The sequence below is a fragment of the Streptomyces sp. DH12 genome (genome assembly GCF_020873895.1).
Taxonomy (GTDB): domain Bacteria; phylum Actinomycetota; class Actinomycetes; order Streptomycetales; family Streptomycetaceae; genus Streptomyces.
The window spans coordinates 36682-55550 of the sequence record NZ_JAHWGT010000003.1 but is presented as its reverse complement, the minus strand read 5'-3'; the positions used below and the strand labels follow the sequence as shown (position 1 = coordinate 55550).

Annotated in this window: 18 protein-coding genes; 3 read left to right on the top strand and 15 right to left on the bottom strand. The window is 75.4% G+C overall.

From position 1 onward, the window contains the following. Nucleotides 1-59 precede the first annotated feature (59 nt). Entirely contained in the window at nt 60-1292 is a 1233-nt protein-coding gene (locus tag LPA54_RS03450; protein WP_228973578.1) for a beta-ketoacyl synthase, read from the top strand. A gap of 180 nt (nt 1293-1472) precedes the next feature. On the opposite strand, the gene LPA54_RS03445 is transcribed toward LPA54_RS03450, so the two are convergent. The 12 genes from LPA54_RS03445 to LPA54_RS03390 form a co-directional block, all read right to left on the bottom strand. Further along, nucleotides 1473-1775 carry a hypothetical protein gene (locus LPA54_RS03445; protein WP_228973577.1) on the bottom strand — a complete coding sequence of 101 codons (303 nt, stop codon included), beginning with the start codon at nt 1773-1775 and terminating at the stop codon, nt 1473-1475. A gap of 80 nt (nt 1776-1855) precedes the next feature. Continuing rightward, nucleotides 1856-4108, bottom strand: coding sequence for an acetoacetate decarboxylase family protein (locus tag LPA54_RS03440; RefSeq protein ID WP_228973576.1), 2253 nt, complete (start codon nt 4106-4108; stop codon nt 1856-1858). 189 nt (nt 4109-4297) lie between these two features. Then, nucleotides 4298-4546: a hypothetical protein gene (locus LPA54_RS03435; protein WP_228973575.1), complete on the bottom strand. Its 249-nt coding sequence runs from the start codon at nt 4544-4546 to the stop codon at nt 4298-4300. Further along, a complete protein-coding gene (locus LPA54_RS42835; RefSeq protein WP_228973927.1) occupies nt 4521-4874 on the bottom strand; it encodes a hypothetical protein in 354 nt (117 codons plus the stop codon). The genes LPA54_RS03435 and LPA54_RS42835 overlap by 26 nt, the downstream gene beginning before the upstream one ends. Next, entirely contained in the window at nt 4856-5161 is a 306-nt protein-coding gene (locus LPA54_RS42830) for a hypothetical protein (RefSeq protein WP_228973951.1), read from the bottom strand. Before LPA54_RS42830 ends, LPA54_RS42835 begins: the two co-directional genes overlap by 19 nt. A gap of 286 nt (nt 5162-5447) precedes the next feature. After that, entirely contained in the window at nt 5448-6941 is a 1494-nt protein-coding gene (locus LPA54_RS03420; RefSeq protein WP_228973574.1) for a hypothetical protein, read from the bottom strand. A gap of 420 nt (nt 6942-7361) precedes the next feature. Beyond that, entirely contained in the window at nt 7362-7838 is a 477-nt protein-coding gene (locus tag LPA54_RS03415) for a hypothetical protein (protein ID WP_228973925.1), read from the bottom strand. A gap of 203 nt (nt 7839-8041) precedes the next feature. Then, the gene (locus LPA54_RS03410; protein WP_228973573.1) at nt 8042-9220 is read right to left on the bottom strand and encodes an ROK family glucokinase; all 1179 of its coding nucleotides are present in this window, start codon (nt 9218-9220) and stop codon (nt 8042-8044) included. Beyond that, nucleotides 9217-10086, bottom strand: coding sequence for an ATP-binding cassette domain-containing protein (locus LPA54_RS03405; RefSeq protein ID WP_228973572.1), 870 nt, complete (start codon nt 10084-10086; stop codon nt 9217-9219). Before LPA54_RS03405 ends, LPA54_RS03410 begins: the two co-directional genes overlap by 4 nt. Beyond that, complete coding sequence (locus LPA54_RS03400; RefSeq protein WP_228973571.1) at nt 10083-11132, bottom strand: ABC transporter permease; 1050 nt, start codon at nt 11130-11132, stop codon at nt 10083-10085. The genes LPA54_RS03405 and LPA54_RS03400 overlap by 4 nt, the downstream gene beginning before the upstream one ends. Further along, nucleotides 11129-12148, bottom strand: coding sequence for a sugar ABC transporter substrate-binding protein (locus LPA54_RS03395; protein WP_228973570.1), 1020 nt, complete (start codon nt 12146-12148; stop codon nt 11129-11131). The genes LPA54_RS03400 and LPA54_RS03395 overlap by 4 nt, the downstream gene beginning before the upstream one ends. Nucleotides 12149-12301: 153 nt before the next feature. After that, nucleotides 12302-13021: a GntR family transcriptional regulator gene (locus LPA54_RS03390; RefSeq protein ID WP_308112797.1), complete on the bottom strand. Its 720-nt coding sequence runs from the start codon at nt 13019-13021 to the stop codon at nt 12302-12304. A 155-nt stretch (nt 13022-13176) separates the two neighbouring features. On the opposite strand from LPA54_RS03390, the gene LPA54_RS03385 reads away from it, so the two are divergent. Beyond that, on the top strand, nt 13177-14193 hold the full coding sequence (locus tag LPA54_RS03385) for a Gfo/Idh/MocA family oxidoreductase (RefSeq protein WP_228973568.1): 1017 nt from the start codon (nt 13177-13179) through the stop codon (nt 14191-14193). Nucleotides 14194-14281: 88 nt separating this feature from the next. Here LPA54_RS03385 and LPA54_RS03380 read toward each other — a convergent pair whose 3' ends face one another. The 3 genes from LPA54_RS03380 to allB form a co-directional block, all read right to left on the bottom strand. Beyond that, nucleotides 14282-14896: a dihydrofolate reductase family protein gene (locus LPA54_RS03380; protein WP_228973567.1), complete on the bottom strand. Its 615-nt coding sequence runs from the start codon at nt 14894-14896 to the stop codon at nt 14282-14284. A 255-nt stretch (nt 14897-15151) separates the two neighbouring features. Continuing rightward, nucleotides 15152-16273, bottom strand: a complete 1122-nt coding sequence (gene alc / locus LPA54_RS03375) for an allantoicase (RefSeq protein WP_228973566.1) — start codon at nt 16271-16273, stop codon at nt 15152-15154. A gap of 5 nt (nt 16274-16278) precedes the next feature. Further along, nucleotides 16279-17631, bottom strand: a complete 1353-nt coding sequence (gene allB, locus LPA54_RS03370; RefSeq protein WP_228973923.1) for an allantoinase AllB — start codon at nt 17629-17631, stop codon at nt 16279-16281. A gap of 349 nt (nt 17632-17980) precedes the next feature. Here allB and LPA54_RS03365 point away from each other — a divergent pair, with 349 nt between their 5' ends. Next, on the top strand, nt 17981-18790 hold the full coding sequence (locus LPA54_RS03365; RefSeq protein ID WP_228973565.1) for an IclR family transcriptional regulator: 810 nt from the start codon (nt 17981-17983) through the stop codon (nt 18788-18790). Nucleotides 18791-18869: the final 79 nt, after the last annotated feature.

Here is an 18869-nt window from a genome sequence, read left to right as displayed (position 1 = left end):
AGGTGCCGGCCGGCGGACGGGGAGGCGGGCCGTGCCCGCCCGACACCGGAGGTTCCCCGTTGGACCCTCGTACGCGCGACGTCGCCGTCACCGGCGTCGGGCTCCTGACCCCGGCGGGGACCTGCCCCGACACGACCTGGGCCACCCTGCTGCGCGGCGTGTCGGTGGCGCGCCCCGACCCTGTGCTGGCCGGGCTGCGGACCGACTTCTCGTGCGCGGTGCCGGACTTCGTGGTCCGCACGGCGCTCGGCCACGCCACGGCGCGGCGCCTCGACCCGTACGCCCAGATGGCCGTGGTCGCCGCCCGGCAGGCCGTCGGCGACGCCGGTCTCGACCCCGGGGAGTGGCGGGGCGACCGCGTCGCCGTCGTGCTCGGCGTGGGCAGCAACAGCCTGCACTCCTACGAGGAGGCGTTCCGGCTGCTCCGGGAGGACCGCGGCCACCGCGTCTCGCCCTACCAGGTCACCCGCAGCGTGCCGAACATGGCCGCGGCGGAGGTGGCCCTCGACCTCGGGGCGCACGGCGTCAACTTCACCACCAGCAGCGCCTGCGCCTCCGGGGCCACCGCGCTCGGCACGGCGCTGGACCTGCTGCGCGCGGGACGCTGCGACATCGTGCTGGCCGGCGGGAGCGAGTCGGCGCGCAGCAGGATGACGACCACCTGCTTCGGCCAGATGCGGGCCATGTCCTCGCGCCGCTCCGACCCGGCCACGGCGTCCCGCCCCTTCGACGTGGAGCGCGACGGGTTCGTCCCGGGCGAGGGGGCCGCCGTGATGGTGCTGGAGCGCGCCGAGGACGCCCACCGGCGCGGCGCCGCGGTCCGCGGGTACCTCGCCGGGTACGGGGCCAGCGCGGACGCCCACCACCCGGCCGCCCCGCACCCGGAGGCCCGCGGCGCCGAGGCCGCGGTCGTCGCGGCGCTCCAGGACGCCGGCTGCTCCGCGGACGACGTCGACCACGTCAACGCGCACGCCACCTCCACCCCGCTCAACGACGTCACCGAGGCACGCATGCTGCGCCGCCTCTTCCGGCACGACCCGCCGGTGACGGCGAACAAGAGCGTCATCGGCCACGCGCTGGGCGCGGCCGGCGCCATCGAGGCGGTGCTGACGGTGCTGACCCTCCAGCACGGCACGGTCCCGCCGACGGCCAACCTGACCCGCCAGGAGCCGGGGGCGGAGCTGGACGTCGTCACCGGAGCACCCCGCCGGGTCCCGCGGATGCGGACGGCGGTCAGCACCTCGTTCGGCTTCGGCGGCCAGAACACGGCACTGGTACTGCGCGCACCCTGAGACGCCCCGACCGGCGGCTCGGCCGACGGCTCGGCCGGTGCGTCGGCCGGTGCGTCGGCCGGTGGGAAGCCCACGGCTCGGCCGACGGTGCGTCAGGCCGCTGTCGTACGGCGGTCGGGCCGGTGGTGGGCGCGCCACCGTGCCGCCGACAGGTCGCGGGGGGCCGGGGCCGTGCCGTCGTCAGGTCGCCGACGGGCGCGCCGGCGGGGTGGTGACGCGCCCGTCCCCGGCGCGGGCGGCATGCCGGCCGAGGAGGTCCGCCGCGTCGCGGACGTCCCGCGCGGCCACCCGGCAGCACTCGGCCTGCCGGCGGAGCGTGGGCACGCACCAGTCGGGCACCCCCGCCCGTCCCTCCAGCGCGGCGGCCTGCGCCAGCAGGCGCCGCGCGGCGCCGGCGAGCACCTCCGCGTCGGCGCGCAGACGCTCCTCGTGGGCGGGCGGTCCGTCGTCGTGCCGGTCGTGCCGTACGGCGTCCACGCTCATGCTGCTCCCTCGCTCTCCTGGCGTCGTCCCCCGAACCCGGCCCGCGGCCCCCGGCCCCCGGTCCCCGGCCGCCGCGTCGCTCAGCGGGGCAGCGGCGCTCCCGCGCCGCGCCGGGCCTGGTACTCCGGCGCGCTCAGCACGCACAGCGGCCGTGCGCCGTCCAGCCCGAGCTCCCGGACCTGCCGCGCCAGCGACGCGCCTCCCGCCGCGTCCCCCGTCCCGGGTTCCGCCGCGTCCCCCGGCGCGCAGCGCAGGCGTACCCGGGGCGCGGCGTGGAACCGCTGGCGGCCCGCGCAGTGCACCATCGACCGCAGCGTCGCGTCGGCCGTGCGCCCGTACAGGACGGAGTCCAGGTGCGGGGCGGGGACGTACGGGCCGAGGTCGCCGGTCAGGGCGACGAGCGGTCGTCCCGCCTCCGCCGCCTCCCCCGCTCCTCCCGAGGCGGGCGCGGCGAGCACGGCGTGCAGGCGGTTGGCCGTCAGCCGCACGTCGAGCGAGGCTCGGGTGGCGGGCTGCCCCCACACCTCCCGGCTGACCGCCTCGGCCTCGGGCGTGGTGACGGCCAGGGCCGTCACCTGGCGCCCGGTGCGGCGGGTGTCGGCGCGGCGCAGCAGCTCGCGCAGCACGTCGTGGGCGCGGGGCCGCCACAGGTCGTTGACGAGGACGGCGAGGCTGAGTTCGCTGTAGGGGCCGAGGCTCGTGCAGCGGTGCTCGTACGCGGAGAGCGCCACCAGTACACGCCGGCCGATCCGGCTGGGGCTCATCCAGGACGCGTCGGACAGCAGGGCGGCCGCCCGCTCCGGCGCCACCGCGAAGAGCGCGACGACGGCCGTCGAGTCGTAGTACCGCACGGGTAGCTCCGCCGGGCCCGCCGAGGTGGCCACCGGGGTGACGGGCACGGTCAGCAGCGGGTAGCCCTGCGGCGGGTTCGCCCGGTCCTTCAGCTGGTACACCCGCGAGCGCAGCACGGGTCCGCGGTAGGGGGTCAGGGCCTCGTCGATGTCGCGCCGGGCGTCGGGCAGGTCGTCCCGGAGGTTCTCCAGGTACGTGCCGAGGGAGTGGCAGAGCGGGAAGTCGTGGCTGGAGTCGGCGTAGTCCACCTCGTACCAGTCGGGGTGCGGGGTGAACACCGCGCCGGAGCCGGCGCCGCGGCCGTCCAGGGTGGGGACGAGGTCGTGCTGGTTGGTGACGCTCGCCACCCATGTGCGGGGGTCGGCGGGCCGCTTGTTGTCGATGGGGGAGCCGACGGCCACCACGTGCGTCACGCGGAAGCGCCGGCAGAAGCCGTCGTTCTGCGCCAGGTTCATCAGGGCGATGCCGCCCTCGCTGTGGCCGACGAGCGCGAGGTCGGCGCCGGCCGGCAGCCCGTACTCGTCGATGGCCAGCAGGATGCCGCGCGTGTAGGGGGACTCGGGATCGAACAGGTTGCTCCACGCGCCGACGAAGTCCTGCGGCGAGTCGTTGCGGGGCTTGCCCGGGGCCATGCCGGGCGCCTGGAGCACGTGCCGTACGACGCCGTCGGGCCCGCGGACGTCCTGGAGCAGGATGCGGCCTTCCGTGCCGAGGGCGTCGATGTTGCGCAGGAAGCCCATGAGCGAACCCTCGGCGGCGAGCGGCCACGGCTCGCCGCCCGCGGGCTCCACCGGTACGGCGGCCCCCTCCCCCGCGTCGAACGCCGCCAGGTGGCGGGCCGAGATCCCGAACCACGGGTCGGCGTGCAGCGCCTCGCCGGTCGCGATCTGCCACCCCACCTCGTCGTTGAGCGGGTTCTCGTCGAGCAGCGCGCGAATGGCGGAGAGCTCGGCGAAGAGGGGGGCGATCGTGGACATGGCCCGCTCGGCGCCCCTGTCCCTCAGCAGGGCCCGCAGGGCGCGCAGCGCCTCCACGTCCTGGTCGCCGGTGACCGCGTCCATCAGCCGCCGCATCCCCGGGTCCCGCGCCAGTTCCGGGTGGTGCGCCAGGACGGCGGCGGCGCGCAGCCGCAGCGACGTCACGGCGACCCGGTTGGCCAGGCTCTCCCGGCCGCAGACCTCGCCGGCCTGTCCCATCCGCCGCAGCGCCCCGTCACCGGCGCCCAGGGCGAAGCCGAGGCCCGCGCCGTTCGTCAACGCCCGTACGAGCGCCCACTGCGCGGGCACGCCTGTGCGGGGGTGGCGCAGGGTCGACCGGGCGAACCGGGACGAACCGAGCACCGCGCCGGTCCGGGCGGCGACGCTCCGCACCTCCCGGGCGCTGCGCGACACCTCCAGGGCCGCCTGGCGCAGCAGGAGCGCGGTGTCGGCCGGGCCGGGCTCGCCGGGGTGCTCCGCACCGGTGTGGTGTTGGGACGCCATGGCGGCCTCGCTAGGGACGTGAACGCCGGGCCGACCGGTTCGGCCCCTCCGGGCCGATCCTGCTGCCTCGTACCCGCCCGCGCATCCGGAGCCGCCGGGGACGCGCCCGTACCGGTCGCGGGCCGCCCCGCCCCCGCCGGTGGCCGACGGGCGGGCGGGGAGGGACAGGAGGGGGCGGGGGCGGGCCCGTCAGGCGCCGAGGTCGCGGGTCGCCGTCCGGAGGGCCGACGCGACGGTCCGCACCTCGTCCGGCGACGGGGCGTCGCCGCCGAGCCGTTCCACGAGGTCGGCGCGGGTGACCAGCACGGCTGCCCCGCGATACGGGGCGGAGGCGAGGTCGGTGGGCCCGACCACGTGCGCCCGCCCCTCCACCAGGACGAGGGCCGCCTCGTCGTCGGGCTTGTCCAGCAGCTCACGGACGTGGTTCTCGTCGATCATGCGTGTTCCGCCTCCCTGGTCGCTCGGCCGCTCGGCCGTCCTGTGCGTCCGGACCGCCGGACGCCCGTCCTGGGATCATCACCCGGCCGGCCGGAACCATGCCGACCGCGCCCGCCGCGACACGGCCCGGCCGCCCGCCCGGGGCCGCCCCAGGGGGCGGCCCCGGCGGGCGGTCACCGCACGTTGACGGCGGTCCGGGCGGCCCGCACGGCCGCGTACTCGGTGCCGCGTCCCCGTACAGGTCCTTCGCCGCGCCCGGCGTCGCCGCACGCGGCGCCCGGTAGTCGATGGTGGAGGTCATGTACGTGGTCACGGCCCGGTACCGGATGGCGGCGGCCTTCCCGTTGCCGATGCCGGTGAGGGTAGCCGTCGTGTGCCGGTGAGGGTGGAGCCGTCGTGGGCGGGGCTGTCGTACGCCGCGCCCTTGGCGGTCTTGGCGCCGCTGCCCTCGCTCAGCAGCTGGATGATGTGGTGGCCGACGCCCGGGGAGTGGTGGACGTCGAGCGGGCCGGCGTCGAGCGGCCAGTGGTCCGACCGGGTGTCCGGGGCGGCGTCGGCGACCGCCGCCGTCCCGTCGGCGACCGCCGACGGGACGGCCGCGGCGGACGCGAGCACCGGGCCCGCCGTTACCGCTACCGCGGCACGCGGGGTGGGCCACGTACCTCTGTTGCGCATGACGGTCCCCTCGCACCGGTTGCTGTCCCCCCGGCAGGCGCCCCTCCCCCACAGCGCGCGGCAGCCGCGCCGTGCGCGGGCGGATGTGGTCCGGCCGGCTCGGCTCCACCGCCGGAACGGGGCGCTGAGGGGGCGTCGGGGAACACGTCGGGCGGTGCGGGAGGAGGCGGACGGGCGGGGCGAGGCGGGCAGGCGGGGGCGGGGCGGGGGTCGCGGACGGCCGCGGTCAGTCGATGCCGGGGGTGGAGGGGTGCGGATCGGCCGCCAGGAACTGGTGGAGCCGCTGCCTGACCGCCCGCTGGATGTGCCGGGCGCAGCGGAGGTGGGCCTCGGCCGACCCGCCGTGCGGGTCGGGGATGTCGCGGTCCGGGTCGAGGCACAGGGTGCGGCCCTCCACGTCGGGCACGAGCGCGAGGAGCGCGTCCCGGTGGTCGCGGGTCATGCAGTAGATGAGGGTGCTGCTCCGGCACAGCCGCGGCGTCAGCGGGCGGGCGCGGCGGAGGCGGGGGTGGCCCGGCCCGGGTGCCGGGCGGATGCCGAGGGCGGCGAGGGCGGTGCCGGTGTGCGGGGACATGCGCGCCCCCGGCCGCCCCGCCGTGACCTGCGACCCCCCCGCGCTGGTGATCCGCACGGCGGGCGCGGTCCTGCCGTACCGCGCCACCTCGCTGCGCGCGATCAGCTCGGCCAGCGGCGACCGGAAGGTGTTGCCGCCGCAGACGAACAGGACCAGCCGTGCCGGACCGGCCGGACGGCGCCGCCGGGCCGCCAGCGCCGGATGGCTCAGGGCCGCGATCGCCGCGACGACGAGGACCAGCGCCAGCAGTTCGGCGTCGGTCGGGGCCGGCAGCCCGGCCAGGTGGTGCAGCGTGTAGGCGGCGACCAGGCCCGACAGGAGGCTGGCGCAGCGGTTCACCGGGACGCACCAGGAGAAGGCGCGGCGGTCGAGGTAGATGAGGGTGCCGAAGACGAACAGGACCTCGTAGGCGACCCCGACGCCGGCCGCCGTCCAGGCCGTGGGCGTGGTGAGGAAGGTGGTGAAGCCGGCGCGCAGCCCCGGCTGGCCGGCCAGGGCCCCGGCGGCCAGCAGGGCGACCAGGAACAGGGGGGCGGTCGCGTGTTCCAGGACGAAGTACCGGCGGTCGGTCGCGGCCACCCCGGACTTCGCCACGCGGCTCATGATCTCGAACCGGCCCGCGTACCCGGCGAGGTAGACGCACACGCTGACGGCCGCCGCGGCGGGGAGGTCGAAGTCGCGTACGCCGCCGACCGCCACCAGGACCGCCACCAGGCTCAGCGCCAGCGCCGTCCACGCCGAGCGCGGCACGTGCCGGGCACGGGCCTTGTCTACGAGCGGCGAGGTGATCAGGACGCCGCCGCGCATGAGCAGCAGGACGAACAGCACGGACACGTGGGTGAAGGTGAAGTTGAGCGCGGTGGTGCCGATGACGAGGGAGGTGAAGAAGCCCGCCCACACCACCTGTGCCAGGGGTGGCGCGGTGCGGGCGGCGTCCGGGTCCGCGGGTCGACGCGCGTGGCGCCACCACCCGGTGGCCAGCAGGAGGACGGGCATGACCGCGAGCTGCCCGAGAGCCGCCGCCGGCAGCAGCACCGGCCCGTCGACCGGAGCGCCGGCGAACGGGGGGATGCCGCTGGTCAGTGCCTTCAGAAGGAGGACGTAGGGGATGTAGGAAAGGAAGTATCCGCACGCGAGCCAAGCCATTCGCGCCCCTCCGGAACGATCGCCCCGGGGGGCGAGCCCGTCCGGGACCAGACCTCGCGCGTGAGCCGCTGCCGCTCCCACGGCTCGCCGGCGTCCGCGGTGGCCCTGCCCGGTCCACGCGGTGCGCAATGAGCGTGACCTCTCCCCACGGCGCCGACAAGCGCTTTCCCCGGGCGTATCGGTGGTGTGGTGGCGCAGCGGCGCGTTGCCGGCACGCCCACGCCGGTGTTCGCGCCACCCGCGCCCCCCTCCGGCGGTGCGGCCCGCCGGCGCCCGGCGGGGGCGGGGCGCGGGGATCCGGCGGGGCCTGCGCGGCCCGCGTAGCAGCGCGGCCGATCCGTGGCGGCGCGGCTCAGTCGGCCGGGCGGGGGCCCCGGGGCAGGGTGTGCTGACGCCCCTTCACCGCAGGGCGGCGTCGCGTCACGGCGTGGCGGTGGAGACGACGTACACGCGGGGGGCGGCCGGGTCGGTCAGGTCGACGGTGATGTCACGGGTGGGCCGGGGGCGGTCCTGCCGGTGGGTGGTGCCGGACCAGTCGCGGTGGGCGGGGAAGGTCCAGTCGACGGTCGCGGCGTCGCGGGCGTTGACCGTGACGGCGCCGGGCGCCAGCCGGGAGCGGCTGGTGCCGACGTCGTCGAGGAAGGCGTCGAGGCCCGCGCCGGTGGTGGTGAAGCGGACGTAGAGCCGGCTCGTCTTCCAGTTGCTCGTCTCGAAGTAGGCGACGTCCCGGGACCGCGCGGGGATCGGCACCTCGAAGACGCGGCGCTTCATCTTCGACGGCCAGCTGTCCTGGAGGCCGCTGACGGAGGACTCGGCCTCCTTGTCGCGGCCGCTGGAGCGGCTCTGCTCGGCGGAGATCGCGAGGTAGCCGGCGGGAACGCCGATCAGCAGGACGATGACGAGGGCGGTGAACCAGCGGCGGCGGACCGTCTCGCGGTGGGTCTCGCCCGGGGGGCCGGCGGCCCCAGCGGCGGGCCGGGCCGACCGGGAGCCGGTCCGGTGCCGGGCCCGGTCCTGGTCGTCGGCCCCGCCCTGGCCCCGGCCCTCGGTCCGGTCCTGGTCGGGGGTCGGGTGGTCGGTGCGGGAGTCGGCGGTGGGGCTCATGCTCCTGGTTCCTCGGTGGTGCCGCGGGCACGTGTGGTGCGTCCGCCGCCGGGGCGGAGGACCTGCGCGTACCGTTCGTACCGTTCGTAGCGCTCGACGCGGCGCCGGTTGGCGCGGCGGAAGCGGCGGGCGACCAGCCGGGCCAGGTCGGCCGCCCCGACCATACCCGCCTCGGGACCCAGCTCCGCCTTGGCGACACGGGCCTCGGGGCGGTAGCCGCGGCCGGTGAGGTGGCGGCGGAAGGCGTCCCGCGCCGGGCCGATCAGCAGGTCGTCGGCGGCGCTGACACCGCCGCCGATGACGAAGCAGGAGGGGTCGAGGGCGGCGGCGAGGTTGGCGATGCCGACGCCCAGCCACTGGCCGATGTCCTGGAGGAGCTCGACGCACATGGCGTCGCCCTCGCGGGCCAGCTCCGTGATGAGCGGGCCGGTGATGTCGGGGACGTTCCCCTTGACGCGTTCCACGATGTTGTACGCGACCGGGGAGTCCGCGGCGGCCAGTTCGCGCGCCTCGCGGACCAGGGCGTTGCCGGAGCTGTACTGCTCCCAGCAGCCGCGGTTGCCGCACGGGCAGCGGTGGCCGCCGGGGACGACCTGCATGTGGCCGAACTCGCCGGCGACGCCGTACTTGCCGCGTTTGACGCGGCCGTCCTCCAGGATGGCGCCGCCGATGCCGGTCCCGAGGGTGATCATGACGAGGTGGTCCTCGCCGCGGCCGGCGCCGAACCGCCACTCGGCCCAGGCGGCGGTGTTGGCGTCGTTGTCGACCATGACGGGGACGGCGAGCCGCGCCTGGAGGGAGTCGCGCAGGGGCTCGTTGCGCCAGGCGAGGTGCGGGGCGAACAGGACCCGGCTGCGGTCGGCGTCGACCCAGCCGGCGGCGCCGATGCCGACGGCGTGGACGTCGTGCCGGTCGGACAGGTCGAGGACGAGCTCGACGATGGTGTCCTCGACGACCTGGGGGCTCTTGGACTTGTCGGGGGTCTCGGCGCGGATCTTCTCCAGGATGCCGCCGTCCGCGTCGACGACGCCCGCCATCACCTTCGTGCCGCCGATGTCGATGCCGACGGTCGGGACACGGGGCGCGCTCAGGTGGGAGCGGCGTTCGCGGCTGCCGACGGTGCGCAGGACGGTGCCGCGTTCCGGGACGCGGGGGGTGTCGCGGTGCGTGCTCACGGGTCCTGTCGTCCCTGCGGGTCGGTGGGCCGGCCGCGCCGCGGGTCCGGCGGCGGACGGTGCCCGCCGTCTTCGATTCTGCCAGCCGCGGGTGCGCGTTCCAGTTCGTGGCGCAGCGCCTCCAGCTCGCTCCCGCCGGCCATCTGGCGGGTGAGCTCGTCGAGGGTGACGGAGTCCCGGGTGTGGCTGCCGGCCATGGCGCCCCGCTTGAGCAGGACGAAGCGGTCGCCGACGAGGTGGGCGTGGTGGGGGTTGTGGGTGATGAGGACCACGCCGAGGCCGGCGTCGCGGGCGGCGGCCACGTAGGTGAGGACGACCCCGGACTGCTTGACGCCGAGCGCGGCGGTGGGCTCGTCCAGGACGAGGACCTTCGCGCCGAAGTGGACGGCGCGGGCGATGGCGACGCACTGGCGCTCGCCGCCGGAGAGGGTGCCGATGGGCTGGTCGACGTCGCGCAGGTCGATGCCCATGCGCAGCAGCTCGGCGCGGGTGGTCGCCCGCATGCGGGCCACGTCGAGGCGTTTGAAGGGGCCCTTGCCGGTGGTGGGCTCGGAGCCGAGGAAGAAGTTGCGCCAGACCGGCATCAGGGGGACCACGGCGAGGTCCTGGTAGACGGTGGCGATGCCCAGGTCGAGGGCTTCGCGCGGGGAGGAGTGGGCGGTCTCCTCCCCGTCGACGCGCAGGGTGCCGGAGTCGTGGCGGTGCAGCCCGGCGATGATCTTGATGAGGGTGGACTTGCCGGCTCCGTTGTCGCCGAGGACGCAGGTGATCTCCCCGGCGTGGACCCGCAGTGAGACGTCCTGGAGGGCGCGGACGCCGCCGTAGTGCTTGCTCACGCCGTCGAGTTCCACGAGGGCGGTCGTCATGAGGTGGCCTCCGCGCGCTTGCGGACCCAGGCGTTGAGGAGGGTCGCGAGGAGCAGCATCGCTCCGAGGAAGAACTTGAACCAGTCGGGGTTCCACTCGGCGTAGACGATGCCCTTGCTGGTCATGCCGAAGATGAAGGCGCCCACGGCGGCGCCGACGGCCGAGCCGTAGCCGCCGGTGATGAGGCAGCCTCCGATGACCGCGGCGATGATGTAGATCAGCTCGTTGCCGACGCCCTCGCCCGACTGGACGACGTCGTAGGAGAAGAGCAGGTGCTGGCCGGAGACCCAGGCGCAGAAGCCGACGCCCATGTAGAGGAGCGTCTTGGTGCGCTGTACGGGCACGCCGACGGCGCGGGCCGCTTCGGCGTTGCCGCCGACCGCGAAGATCCAGTTGCCGAAGCGGGTGCGGAGCAGGATCCAGGTGGCGACGGCGACGAGGCCGAACCACCACAGGACCGTCACCTTGAGGGTGGCGCCGCCGAGGGTCGCCTCGGAGGCGAACAGGGCCCGCGCCGAGTCGAAGCCCTCCATGTCGGCGATGGTCTTGGTGGAGACGGTGCCGCTGATGAGCTTGGTGAGGCCGAGGTTCAGCCCGGTCAGCATCAGGAAGGTGCCGAGCGTGACGATGAAGCTGGGCAGCCGGGTGCGGGTGAGGACGAAGCCGTTGAAGCAGCCGATGCCCAGCGTGACCAGCAGGGAGAGGGCGACGCCGACCCAGGCGTTGGCGGTCAGCTGGTAGCTGGCCATCGACGAGACCAGCGCGGCCGTGGTGACGAGGACACCGGCGGACAGGTCGAACTCGCCGCCGATCATGAGCAGGGCGACGGGGACGGCCATGATGCCGATGGTCGACGCGGCGTACAGGACGGTGCCGAAGCTGGCGGCGCGCAGGAAGCCGTCGGCGACGACCGCGAAGAAGAGGAAGACGGCGGCGGCGCCGACGACCGAGCCGAGCTCGGGGCGGGCCAGCAGCCTGCGCAGCGGGGAGGCGGGGGTCAGCCGCTCGTCCCGGTCGGGGACGGCGGGCGGCGCGGCGGCGGTCACCGGGTGCCCCGCTTGGTGTACTGCGCGAGGGCGGCGGCGTCCTGGCGCGTGATGATCTGCGGTCCGGTGAGGACGGGGCGGCCGCCGCCGAGGACGTCGGCGTTGTAGCGGTAGAGCCACAGCAGGTCGACGGCCTCGTAGCCCTGGAGGTAGGGCTGCTGGTCGACGGCGAAGCCGAGGTCGCCGCTGCCGAGTCCTGCGGCGACCTTGGCGTTGAGGTCGAAGGTGTCGACCTCGGCGCGGGAGCCCGAGGTGCGCTTGGCCTGCACGGCGGCGTCGGCGAAGGGCGCGCCGAGGGTGACGACGGCGTCGACGGTCGGGTCGCTCTGCAGCTTGGCCTCGATGGACGCCTGCACGTCGGGCATGTTGGTGCCGTCGACGTAGAGGTTCTGCAGCTGCCCGCCGAAGGTCTCGCGGACGCCGTCGCAGCGCTGCTCGTGGCCGACGTTGCCCTGCTCGTGCAGGACGCACAGGGCCTTCTTGCGGCCGCGCCGGTCCAGCTCGTCGCCGACGGCCTGCCCGGCGACGGTCTCGTCCTGCCCGATGTGGGTGAGGGCGCCGAACGCCTTGGACTGGGCGGAGCCGGAGTTCACCGTGATGACGGGGATGCCGGCGGCGACGGCGCGGGCCACGGACGCCTTCAGCGCGTCCGGCTTGGCGAGGGTGACGATGAGCCCGTCGACCTTCTTGTCGACGTAGGAGTCGACGAGCTGCGCCTGCTGCTGGCCCTCGTCGCTGTGCGCGTAGAGGAAGTCGATGTTGTCCTTCGCGGCGGCCTGGCGGGCACCCTTCTGCACGATGTCCCAGAAGGAGTCGCCGTCGCCGGAGTGCGTGACCATGGCCACGGTCCAGCGGGGCGTGGTGACGTTGGCCCGGCCCTCGGCGGCCTCCGCGGCCGCCCTGCGGGCGTCCTCGGCGCGCTTGCCGCCCGTGGCGCTGCAGGCCGTGAGGGTCATGCCGAGTGCCGCCGCCAACACGGCGGCCACCGCGCGTAGTCCTGTCCGAACCCTTGCCACGACCTCGTCGCCCCTTCTCGCTGCCCCGTGCCGTCCGTGCCACTGCCGGACCGGGCGTTTCGCCCCTTACCGACTGGCCAAGTATCCGGCATGTCGCCGCCGGGGCCACCCACCGGGGCGCCGCCGGCCGGCCGGGACCTTCCGGGCGGGCCCCTACGGGCGGGCCAGGAGGTGGAGTTCGAAGGAGTGGCGGGAGGCGCGGTAGAGGTGGGAGCCCAGCTCCACCGGGCGGCCGGTGTCGTCGTACGTGGTGCGCTCCATGGTCAGCAGCGGGGCGCCCTCCGCCTCGTCGAGCAGCGCAGCCTCGTGCCGGGTCGCGGCGCGGGCGCCGATGGACTGGTGGGCACTGTGCAGGGTGACGCCGCCGGCGCGCAACAGCCGGTAGAGGCCGGTGGACTCCAGCCGGGCGGCGTCGAGGTCGGCCGCCCCGGCGGGCAGGTGGTTGCGGAGCCTGGCCACGGGCTCGCCGCGGGCGCTGCGCAGCCGCTCGACGCGGAGCACCTCGCTGCCCTCGGGCACGTCCAGGGCGGCGGCGGTGCGGGCGTCGGCCGGTTCGACGCGGTGGTCCAGGACGCGGGTGGTGGGGTGCTGCCCGGCCGCCTCGAGGTCGTCGTAGAGGCTGCTGAGCTCCAGGGGGCGTCTGACCTTGGCGTGCACGACCTGGGTGCCGACGCCCCGCCGGCGGACGAGCAGGCCCTTCTCGACGAGCGCCTGGATCGCCTGGCGGACCGTGGGGCGGGAGAGGCCGAGCCGGTCGGCCAGGTCGATCTCGTTGCCGATCAGACTGCCGGGGGTGAGCGCGCCGGTCGCGATGGCGGCCTCCAGCTGCCGGGAGAGCTGGAAGTAGAGCGGTACGGGACTGGTGCGGTCCACGGCGAGCGGCAGTGCGGCGGCGGAGCCGGTGCGGTCGCTGGGCTGCTTGGGCACGCAGGGAGCGTAGCCGCGTCCCCGGGCGGCGGGAAGTCAGGACGTCCGGTTGTCAGGACACCTGCTTGACACGGCGGTTCCGCCGTGCCCCACTTTGGGACATGCGTATCGGATTGATCGGAACCGGGCGTATCGGCACTTTCCACGCGAAGGTGCTGAGTCGGCACGCACGGGTGGGCGGTCTGGTCCTCACCGACGTGGACGTCGAACGGGCCGGACGGCTCGCCCGGGCGGTCGGCGCCACGGTCGCGCCCACGGTCGACGAGATTTTCACCTGGGGGGTCGACGCCGTGGTGATCACCTCCGCGACGTCCGCCCACGCCGACCTTCTCACCCGCGCCGCCCGCGCGGGCCTGCCCGCCTTCTGCGAGAAGCCGATCGCCGCGGACCTGCCGTCCACGCTCCGCGCCCTGCGCGCCGTCACCGCCGCCGGCACCCCGCTCCAGCTGGGCTTCATGCGCCGCTTCGACGCCGGGTACAGGGCGGCCCGCGAGGCGGTGCGCGCCGGTCGGCTCGGCCGGCTCCACACGGTGCGCGCCCTCACCTCCGACCCCGCCCCGCCGCCGGCCGCGTACCTGCCGCTCTCGGGCGGCCTGTACCGCGACTGCCTCGTGCACGACTTCGACATGGTCCGCTGGGTCACCGGCCGCGAGGTGGTCGACGTGTACGCCGCCGCGTCCGACGCCGGCCCGGCGCTCTTCCGGGAGGCGGGCGACGTCGACACGGCGGCCGCGCTGCTCACCCTCGACGACGGCACACTGGCCACCGCGACCGCCACCCGGTGCCACGGCGCCGGGTACGACGTGCGCATGGAACTCGCCGGGGAGCTCGACCAGCTCGCCGTCGGCCTGGACGACCGTACGCCGATCACCTCCGCCGAGCCCCTGGGGCCACCCGCCGCCACCCACCCCTGGACCGGCTTCCTGGAGCGGTTCGCCCCGGCCTACGAGGCGGAGCTCGACGCGTTCGTCCGCTTCGTGCTGGGCGAGCGCGACAACCCCTGCGACGGCAGGCAGGCGCTGGAGGCGCTGCGCGTCGCCGAGGCGTGCGAGCTGTCGCGCCGGGAGCGGCGGGCCGTGCGGCTGGAGGAGGTCCCGGGCCTGGCAGCGGCGGCCTGAGGCAGGGCGGGGACGAGACCCGGCCCGGGCCGGGTCCGGTCGTCGGCGCTCGGTGTCGGGGGCCGGAGCGGGGGGCGCCGGCCGCGGGTCACTCGCCGATGGTGCCGAAGGTGGCGGGGCCGGCGGGGCGGTACGTCTGGATGCTCGCGCCGGCCGCCGTCCTGCGGTGGCCGGTGAGTTCGAAGGCGGTGGGCGTGCCGCCCTCGGGGAAGAGCCGGCGGCCGCTGCCGAGGAAGACGGGGAAGACCAGCAGGTCGAGCCGGTCGAGGAGGCCGTGCGCGAGCAGGGTCCGGGCGAGGCGGGTGCTGCCGTGCACCTGGACCTCGCGGCCGGGGCCCTCCTTGAGCCGGGTGACCGCCTCGACGAGGTCGCCCTCGACGAGCCGGGAGCCGTGCCAGTCGACGCGGTCGAGGGTCCGGGAGACGACGTGCTTGGGCAGGGCGTTGAGGCGGCCGGCGATCGGGTCGTCCGGGTCGGTGACCTTCGGCCAGTACCCGGCGAAGATCTCGTAGGTGCGCCGGCCGAGGAGGAAGGCGTCGGCGCGGTCGAAGACCTCGGCCATGAACCGGTCCATGTCCTCGTCGGCGAAGGGGGCGAGCCAGCCGCCGTGGTCGAAGCCGTCGGAGGGGTCTTCCTCCCGGCCCCCCGGCGCCTGCATGACGCTGTCGAGGGAGAGGAAGGCGGTGAGGGTGAGCTGAGCCATGGTGAGCGCCTTTCGCGGGTCCGGGCACCAGCGCCGTTCGCGGGTTCCGTCACCAGATCGGACCCGCGGGGCGCCCGGAACTCATCGGCGCGCGGGGACCGGGACCGCGCCCTCCCGCCGACGGACCACTCCGGACGGGTGGGGCGGGGCGGTGGCGCGGGGTCGCGCGGCGGTGACGGGCGGGGCGGCCGGTGCTGTCGGGTCGGCCGCCCCGCCCGCGCGGGCAGGTGTCGTCGCTGCCCGCGCCCGGGGTGGTCAGCCCCCGAGCTCCTGGTGACGGGCGGTGAGGCGCTTGGCGCCCTCCTCCGTCAGGGACCCGAAGAGGCGCAGGCGGGAGATGCCGCCGTCGGGGTAGATGTCGATGCGGACGTGGGTGCCGACGGCGGGGGCGGGCAGCACGAAGCGGTGGTTGGTGTCGGGCTGGAGACGGGTCCGCGGCAGGACCTCCGTCCACTCCCCTCCCGCGCCGTCGCGTACGGAGAGGGCGGCCCAGCCCGCGCTGTTGCCCTTGAGGTACGCGGTGTCGATCTCGACGGCGCGGATCTCGGCCTGCTCGGCGAGGCGGTAGCGGATCCAGTCGTTGCCCTGGTCGCGGCGGCGGCGGGTCTCCCAGCCGTCGTCCATCTTCTGCGAGCGGCCGGGCTGGATGGTGTTGGTGGCGGGCGAGTAGAAGCGGTCGGAGGCGTCCTCGACGGTGCCGCCGTTCTCCAGGGCGGCGACGTCGAAGGTGCCGAGCGCGCCCAGCCACGCCGGGTCGGGGGCCACCTCGCCGTACACGCGGAGCCGGGCGATGCCGCCGTCGGGGTGCTGGTTGACGCGCAGGTGGGTGAAGCGGCGCTCCACGTCGACGGCGAAGCCGTTCGCCGCGTGCCCGCCGACGGCGGTGCGGGGGACGAGGACGGTCCACTCGACGTCGGGGCCGAGGAGGTCCTCGGGCGACGGGGAGCCCGGTACGGAGGCGGCCTCGACGGAGACGGCCTGCGGGTAGTTGCCGCGGAAGTGCGCGGTGTCGACGACGATGCCGCGGACCACGCCGGGCGCGCCGAGCCGTACCAGCGCCCAGTCGTGGTCCTCGGTGGTCGGGTGGGGGCGGTCGGCGGAGACGCCGCGGCGGCGGCGGGTCTCCCAGCCGTCCATGACCTTGCCCTTGTGGCCGAAGTGCTCGGGGTCGAACTCGGCGGGGCCGGGCTTGAGGAGGTTCTCCCGCTCGGCGAAGAACTCGTCGTTGGCGGCGACGACACCGGCTCCGAGCCGGCGGTCGGCGAGGTCGACGAGACCGGTGAAGGGCAGGTCGGCGGTGCGGTAGTCGGCGTACGGGTCACCGCCGCCGTAGGGGCTGGCGTCGCCGGTGTGGCGGGGGATGCCGGTGTCGGTCACGGGATTCACTTGTTCCTTTCGAGCAGTCGCCCGCTCGGCTCGGCGGGGGTGCCGCGGTCGGCTATGCGTACGCCGCGCAGCCAGGTGGAGGTGACGACGCCGTGCAGGGTGCGGCCCGCGTAGGCGGTGACGCGGTTGCGGTGGTGCAGCCGCGCCGGGTCGACGGTGAAGGTCTCGTCCGGGGCGAGCACGGCGAAGTCGGCGTCGCGGCCCGCCTCGATGGCGCCCTTGCGGTCCAGTCCGGCCAGCGCGGCCGGGGCGGTGGACATCCACCGGGCGACGTCGTCGAGGGTGTGCCCGCGGCGGCGGGCCTCCGTCCAGATGGCGGGCAGCCCCAGCTGGAGGGAGGAGATCCCGCCCCAGGCGGTCGAGAAGTCGGACGTCTTGAGGTCGGCGGTGGACGGCGAGTGGTCGGACACGACGCAGTCGATCACGCCGTCGGCCAGTCCCTGCCACAGGGCGTCCTGGTTGGCGGCCTCGCGGATGGGCGGGCAGCACTTGAACTCGGTGGCGCCGTCGGGCACCTCCTCGGCCGTGAGGGTGAGGAAGTGCGGGCACGTCTCGACGGTGACGCGGACGCCCTCGGCGCGGGCGGCGGCCAGGAGCGGCAGCGCGTCGGCGGAGGACAGGTGCAGGACGTGGACGCGGGCGTCCAGCCGGCGGGCCTGCGCGACCAGGTTCTCGATGGCGGTGTTCTCGGCGTCGCGGGGCCGCGAGGCGAGGAAGTCGGCGTACCGGGCGGAGCCGCGCTGCGGGGCGGCGTCGAGGTGGTGCGGGTCCTCGGCGTGGACGATCATCAGGCCGTCGAAGCCGGCGACCTCGGCGAGGGAGGTGGCGAGCTGCTCCTGGTCGAGTTGCGGGAACTCCTCCACGCCCGACGGCGACAGGAAGCACTTGAAGCCGAAGACGCCGGCGTCGTGCAGCGGGCGCAGGTCCTTGACGTTGTCGGGGAGGGCCCCGCCCCAGAAGCCGACGTCGACATGGGCCTTGGGCCGGGCCACGTCCTGCTTGACCCGCAGGTTCCCCACGGTCGTCGTGGGCGGCAGCGAGTTGAGCGGCATGTCGATCAGGGTGGTGATGCCGCCGGCCGCCGCGGCGCGGGTGGCGGTCCAAAAGCCCTCCCACTCGGTGCGTCCGGGGTCGTTCACGTGGACGTGGGTGTCGACCAGGCCGGGGAGGACCACGTCGTCGCCGACGTCCTCCAGGCGCGCTCCGGCGGGCGGCTCGGCGTCGTACGGCAGGACCGCCGCGATGGTGCCGCCCGCCACGGCGACGGCCGCGGCGCGCGTGCCCTCGGGGGTGACGACCCGCGTCGAGCGCAGCACCAGGTCCACGACCGCGTTGCCGTCCGCGTTCACGTCCACGCTCTTTCCACTACCGATACCTCCGTCATGACCGTCCACTTCGGCGAGCCGCAAGAAAACTTCAACGAACTGTTGAAGGAGTCTTCACCCGGCCGTCGGCCCTCGTCAAGAGCCGCCCGGAGCGCGAAGTTCCCCTTGGCAGATTCCACAAAGTGGAAATACAATTCCACAGAGAAGAACGTAGCTCCGCACAGGACGGGGGTACCGCACCTCCCGCGCAAGGCCGCGGAACCACGGACAAACAGTCCCTGACCGGCCGGGATGCCGTGACGCGCACGCTGTGCCGCACGGACCGGCCCGGTAGGCTGCTGCCTTGTCCATCCGCCTCGAAAGGACCGTTGACGTGCCGACGTCCAGCGCCAGCACCACCGACGCCGCCGCCAAGCCCGCGGGCGGGACCGGTGGTGTGCAGTCCCTTGAGCGTGCCTTCGACCTCCTGGAGCGGATGGCCGACGCCGGGGGCGAGGTGGGCCTGAGCGAGCTGTCCGCCAGCAGCGGCCTGCCCCTGCCCACCATCCACCGGCTGATGCGCACCCTCGTGGCCTGCGGGTACGTCCGCCAGCAGGCCAACCGCCGGTACGCGCTCGGCCCCCGGCTCATCCGCCTCGGCGAGTCCGCCTCCCGCCTCCTGGGCACCTGGGCCCGCCCCTACCTCGCGCGGCTCGTCGAGGAGACCGGCGAGACCGCCAACATGGCGCTGCTCGACGGGGACGAGATCGTGTACGTGGCGCAGGTGCCGTCGCGGCACTCGATGCGCATGTTCACCGAGGTGGGCCGTCGGGTGCTGCCGCACTCGACGGGCGTCGGCAAGGCCCTGCTCGCGCACACCCCGCCCGAGGAGGTGCGGGCGCTGCTCGCCAGGACCGGGATGCCGGCCGCGACGGAGAAGACCATCACCACGCCCGAGGGCTTCCTCGCCGCGCTGGAGCAGGTACGGGCGGCCGGGTACGCCGTCGACGACAACGAGCAGGAGATAGGGGTGCGCTGCCTGGCGGTGTCCGTGCCCGACTCCCCCACCCCGGCGGCCGTCTCCATCTCGGGCCCGGCGGGACGGGTCACCGAGACGGCCACGGACCGGATCGTGCCCATCCTCCAGGAGGTCGCCCGCGACCTCTCCACCGCCCTGACGACCACCACGGCCCCGCAGGGCTGACGGCGGCGCCGCCCCTCGCCGGGGAGGCGGGGGCGCGGCACGCGGCCCCGTACGGAGCCGGGCGCCGCCGCGGCACGCG

Excerpts from the sequence above, each read along its gene's own strand:
- LPA54_RS03440 (WP_228973576.1), bottom strand. The coding sequence starts at position 4,108 with ATGGCGTCCCAACACCACACCGGTGCGGAGCACCCCGGCGAGCCCGGC.
- LPA54_RS03380 (WP_228973567.1), bottom strand. The coding sequence starts at position 14,896 with ATGGCTCAGCTCACCCTCACCGCCTTCCTCTCCCTCGACAGCGTCATG.
- LPA54_RS03385 (WP_228973568.1), top strand. The coding sequence starts at position 13,177 with ATGCGTATCGGATTGATCGGAACCGGGCGTATCGGCACTTTCCACGCG.
- LPA54_RS03405 (WP_228973572.1), bottom strand. The coding sequence starts at position 10,086 with ATGACGACCGCCCTCGTGGAACTCGACGGCGTGAGCAAGCACTACGGC.
- LPA54_RS03445 (WP_228973577.1), bottom strand. The coding sequence starts at position 1,775 with ATGAGCGTGGACGCCGTACGGCACGACCGGCACGACGACGGACCGCCC.
- LPA54_RS03420 (WP_228973574.1), bottom strand. The coding sequence starts at position 6,941 with ATGGCTTGGCTCGCGTGCGGATACTTCCTTTCCTACATCCCCTACGTC.
- LPA54_RS03435 (WP_228973575.1), bottom strand. The coding sequence starts at position 4,546 with ATGATCGACGAGAACCACGTCCGTGAGCTGCTGGACAAGCCCGACGAC.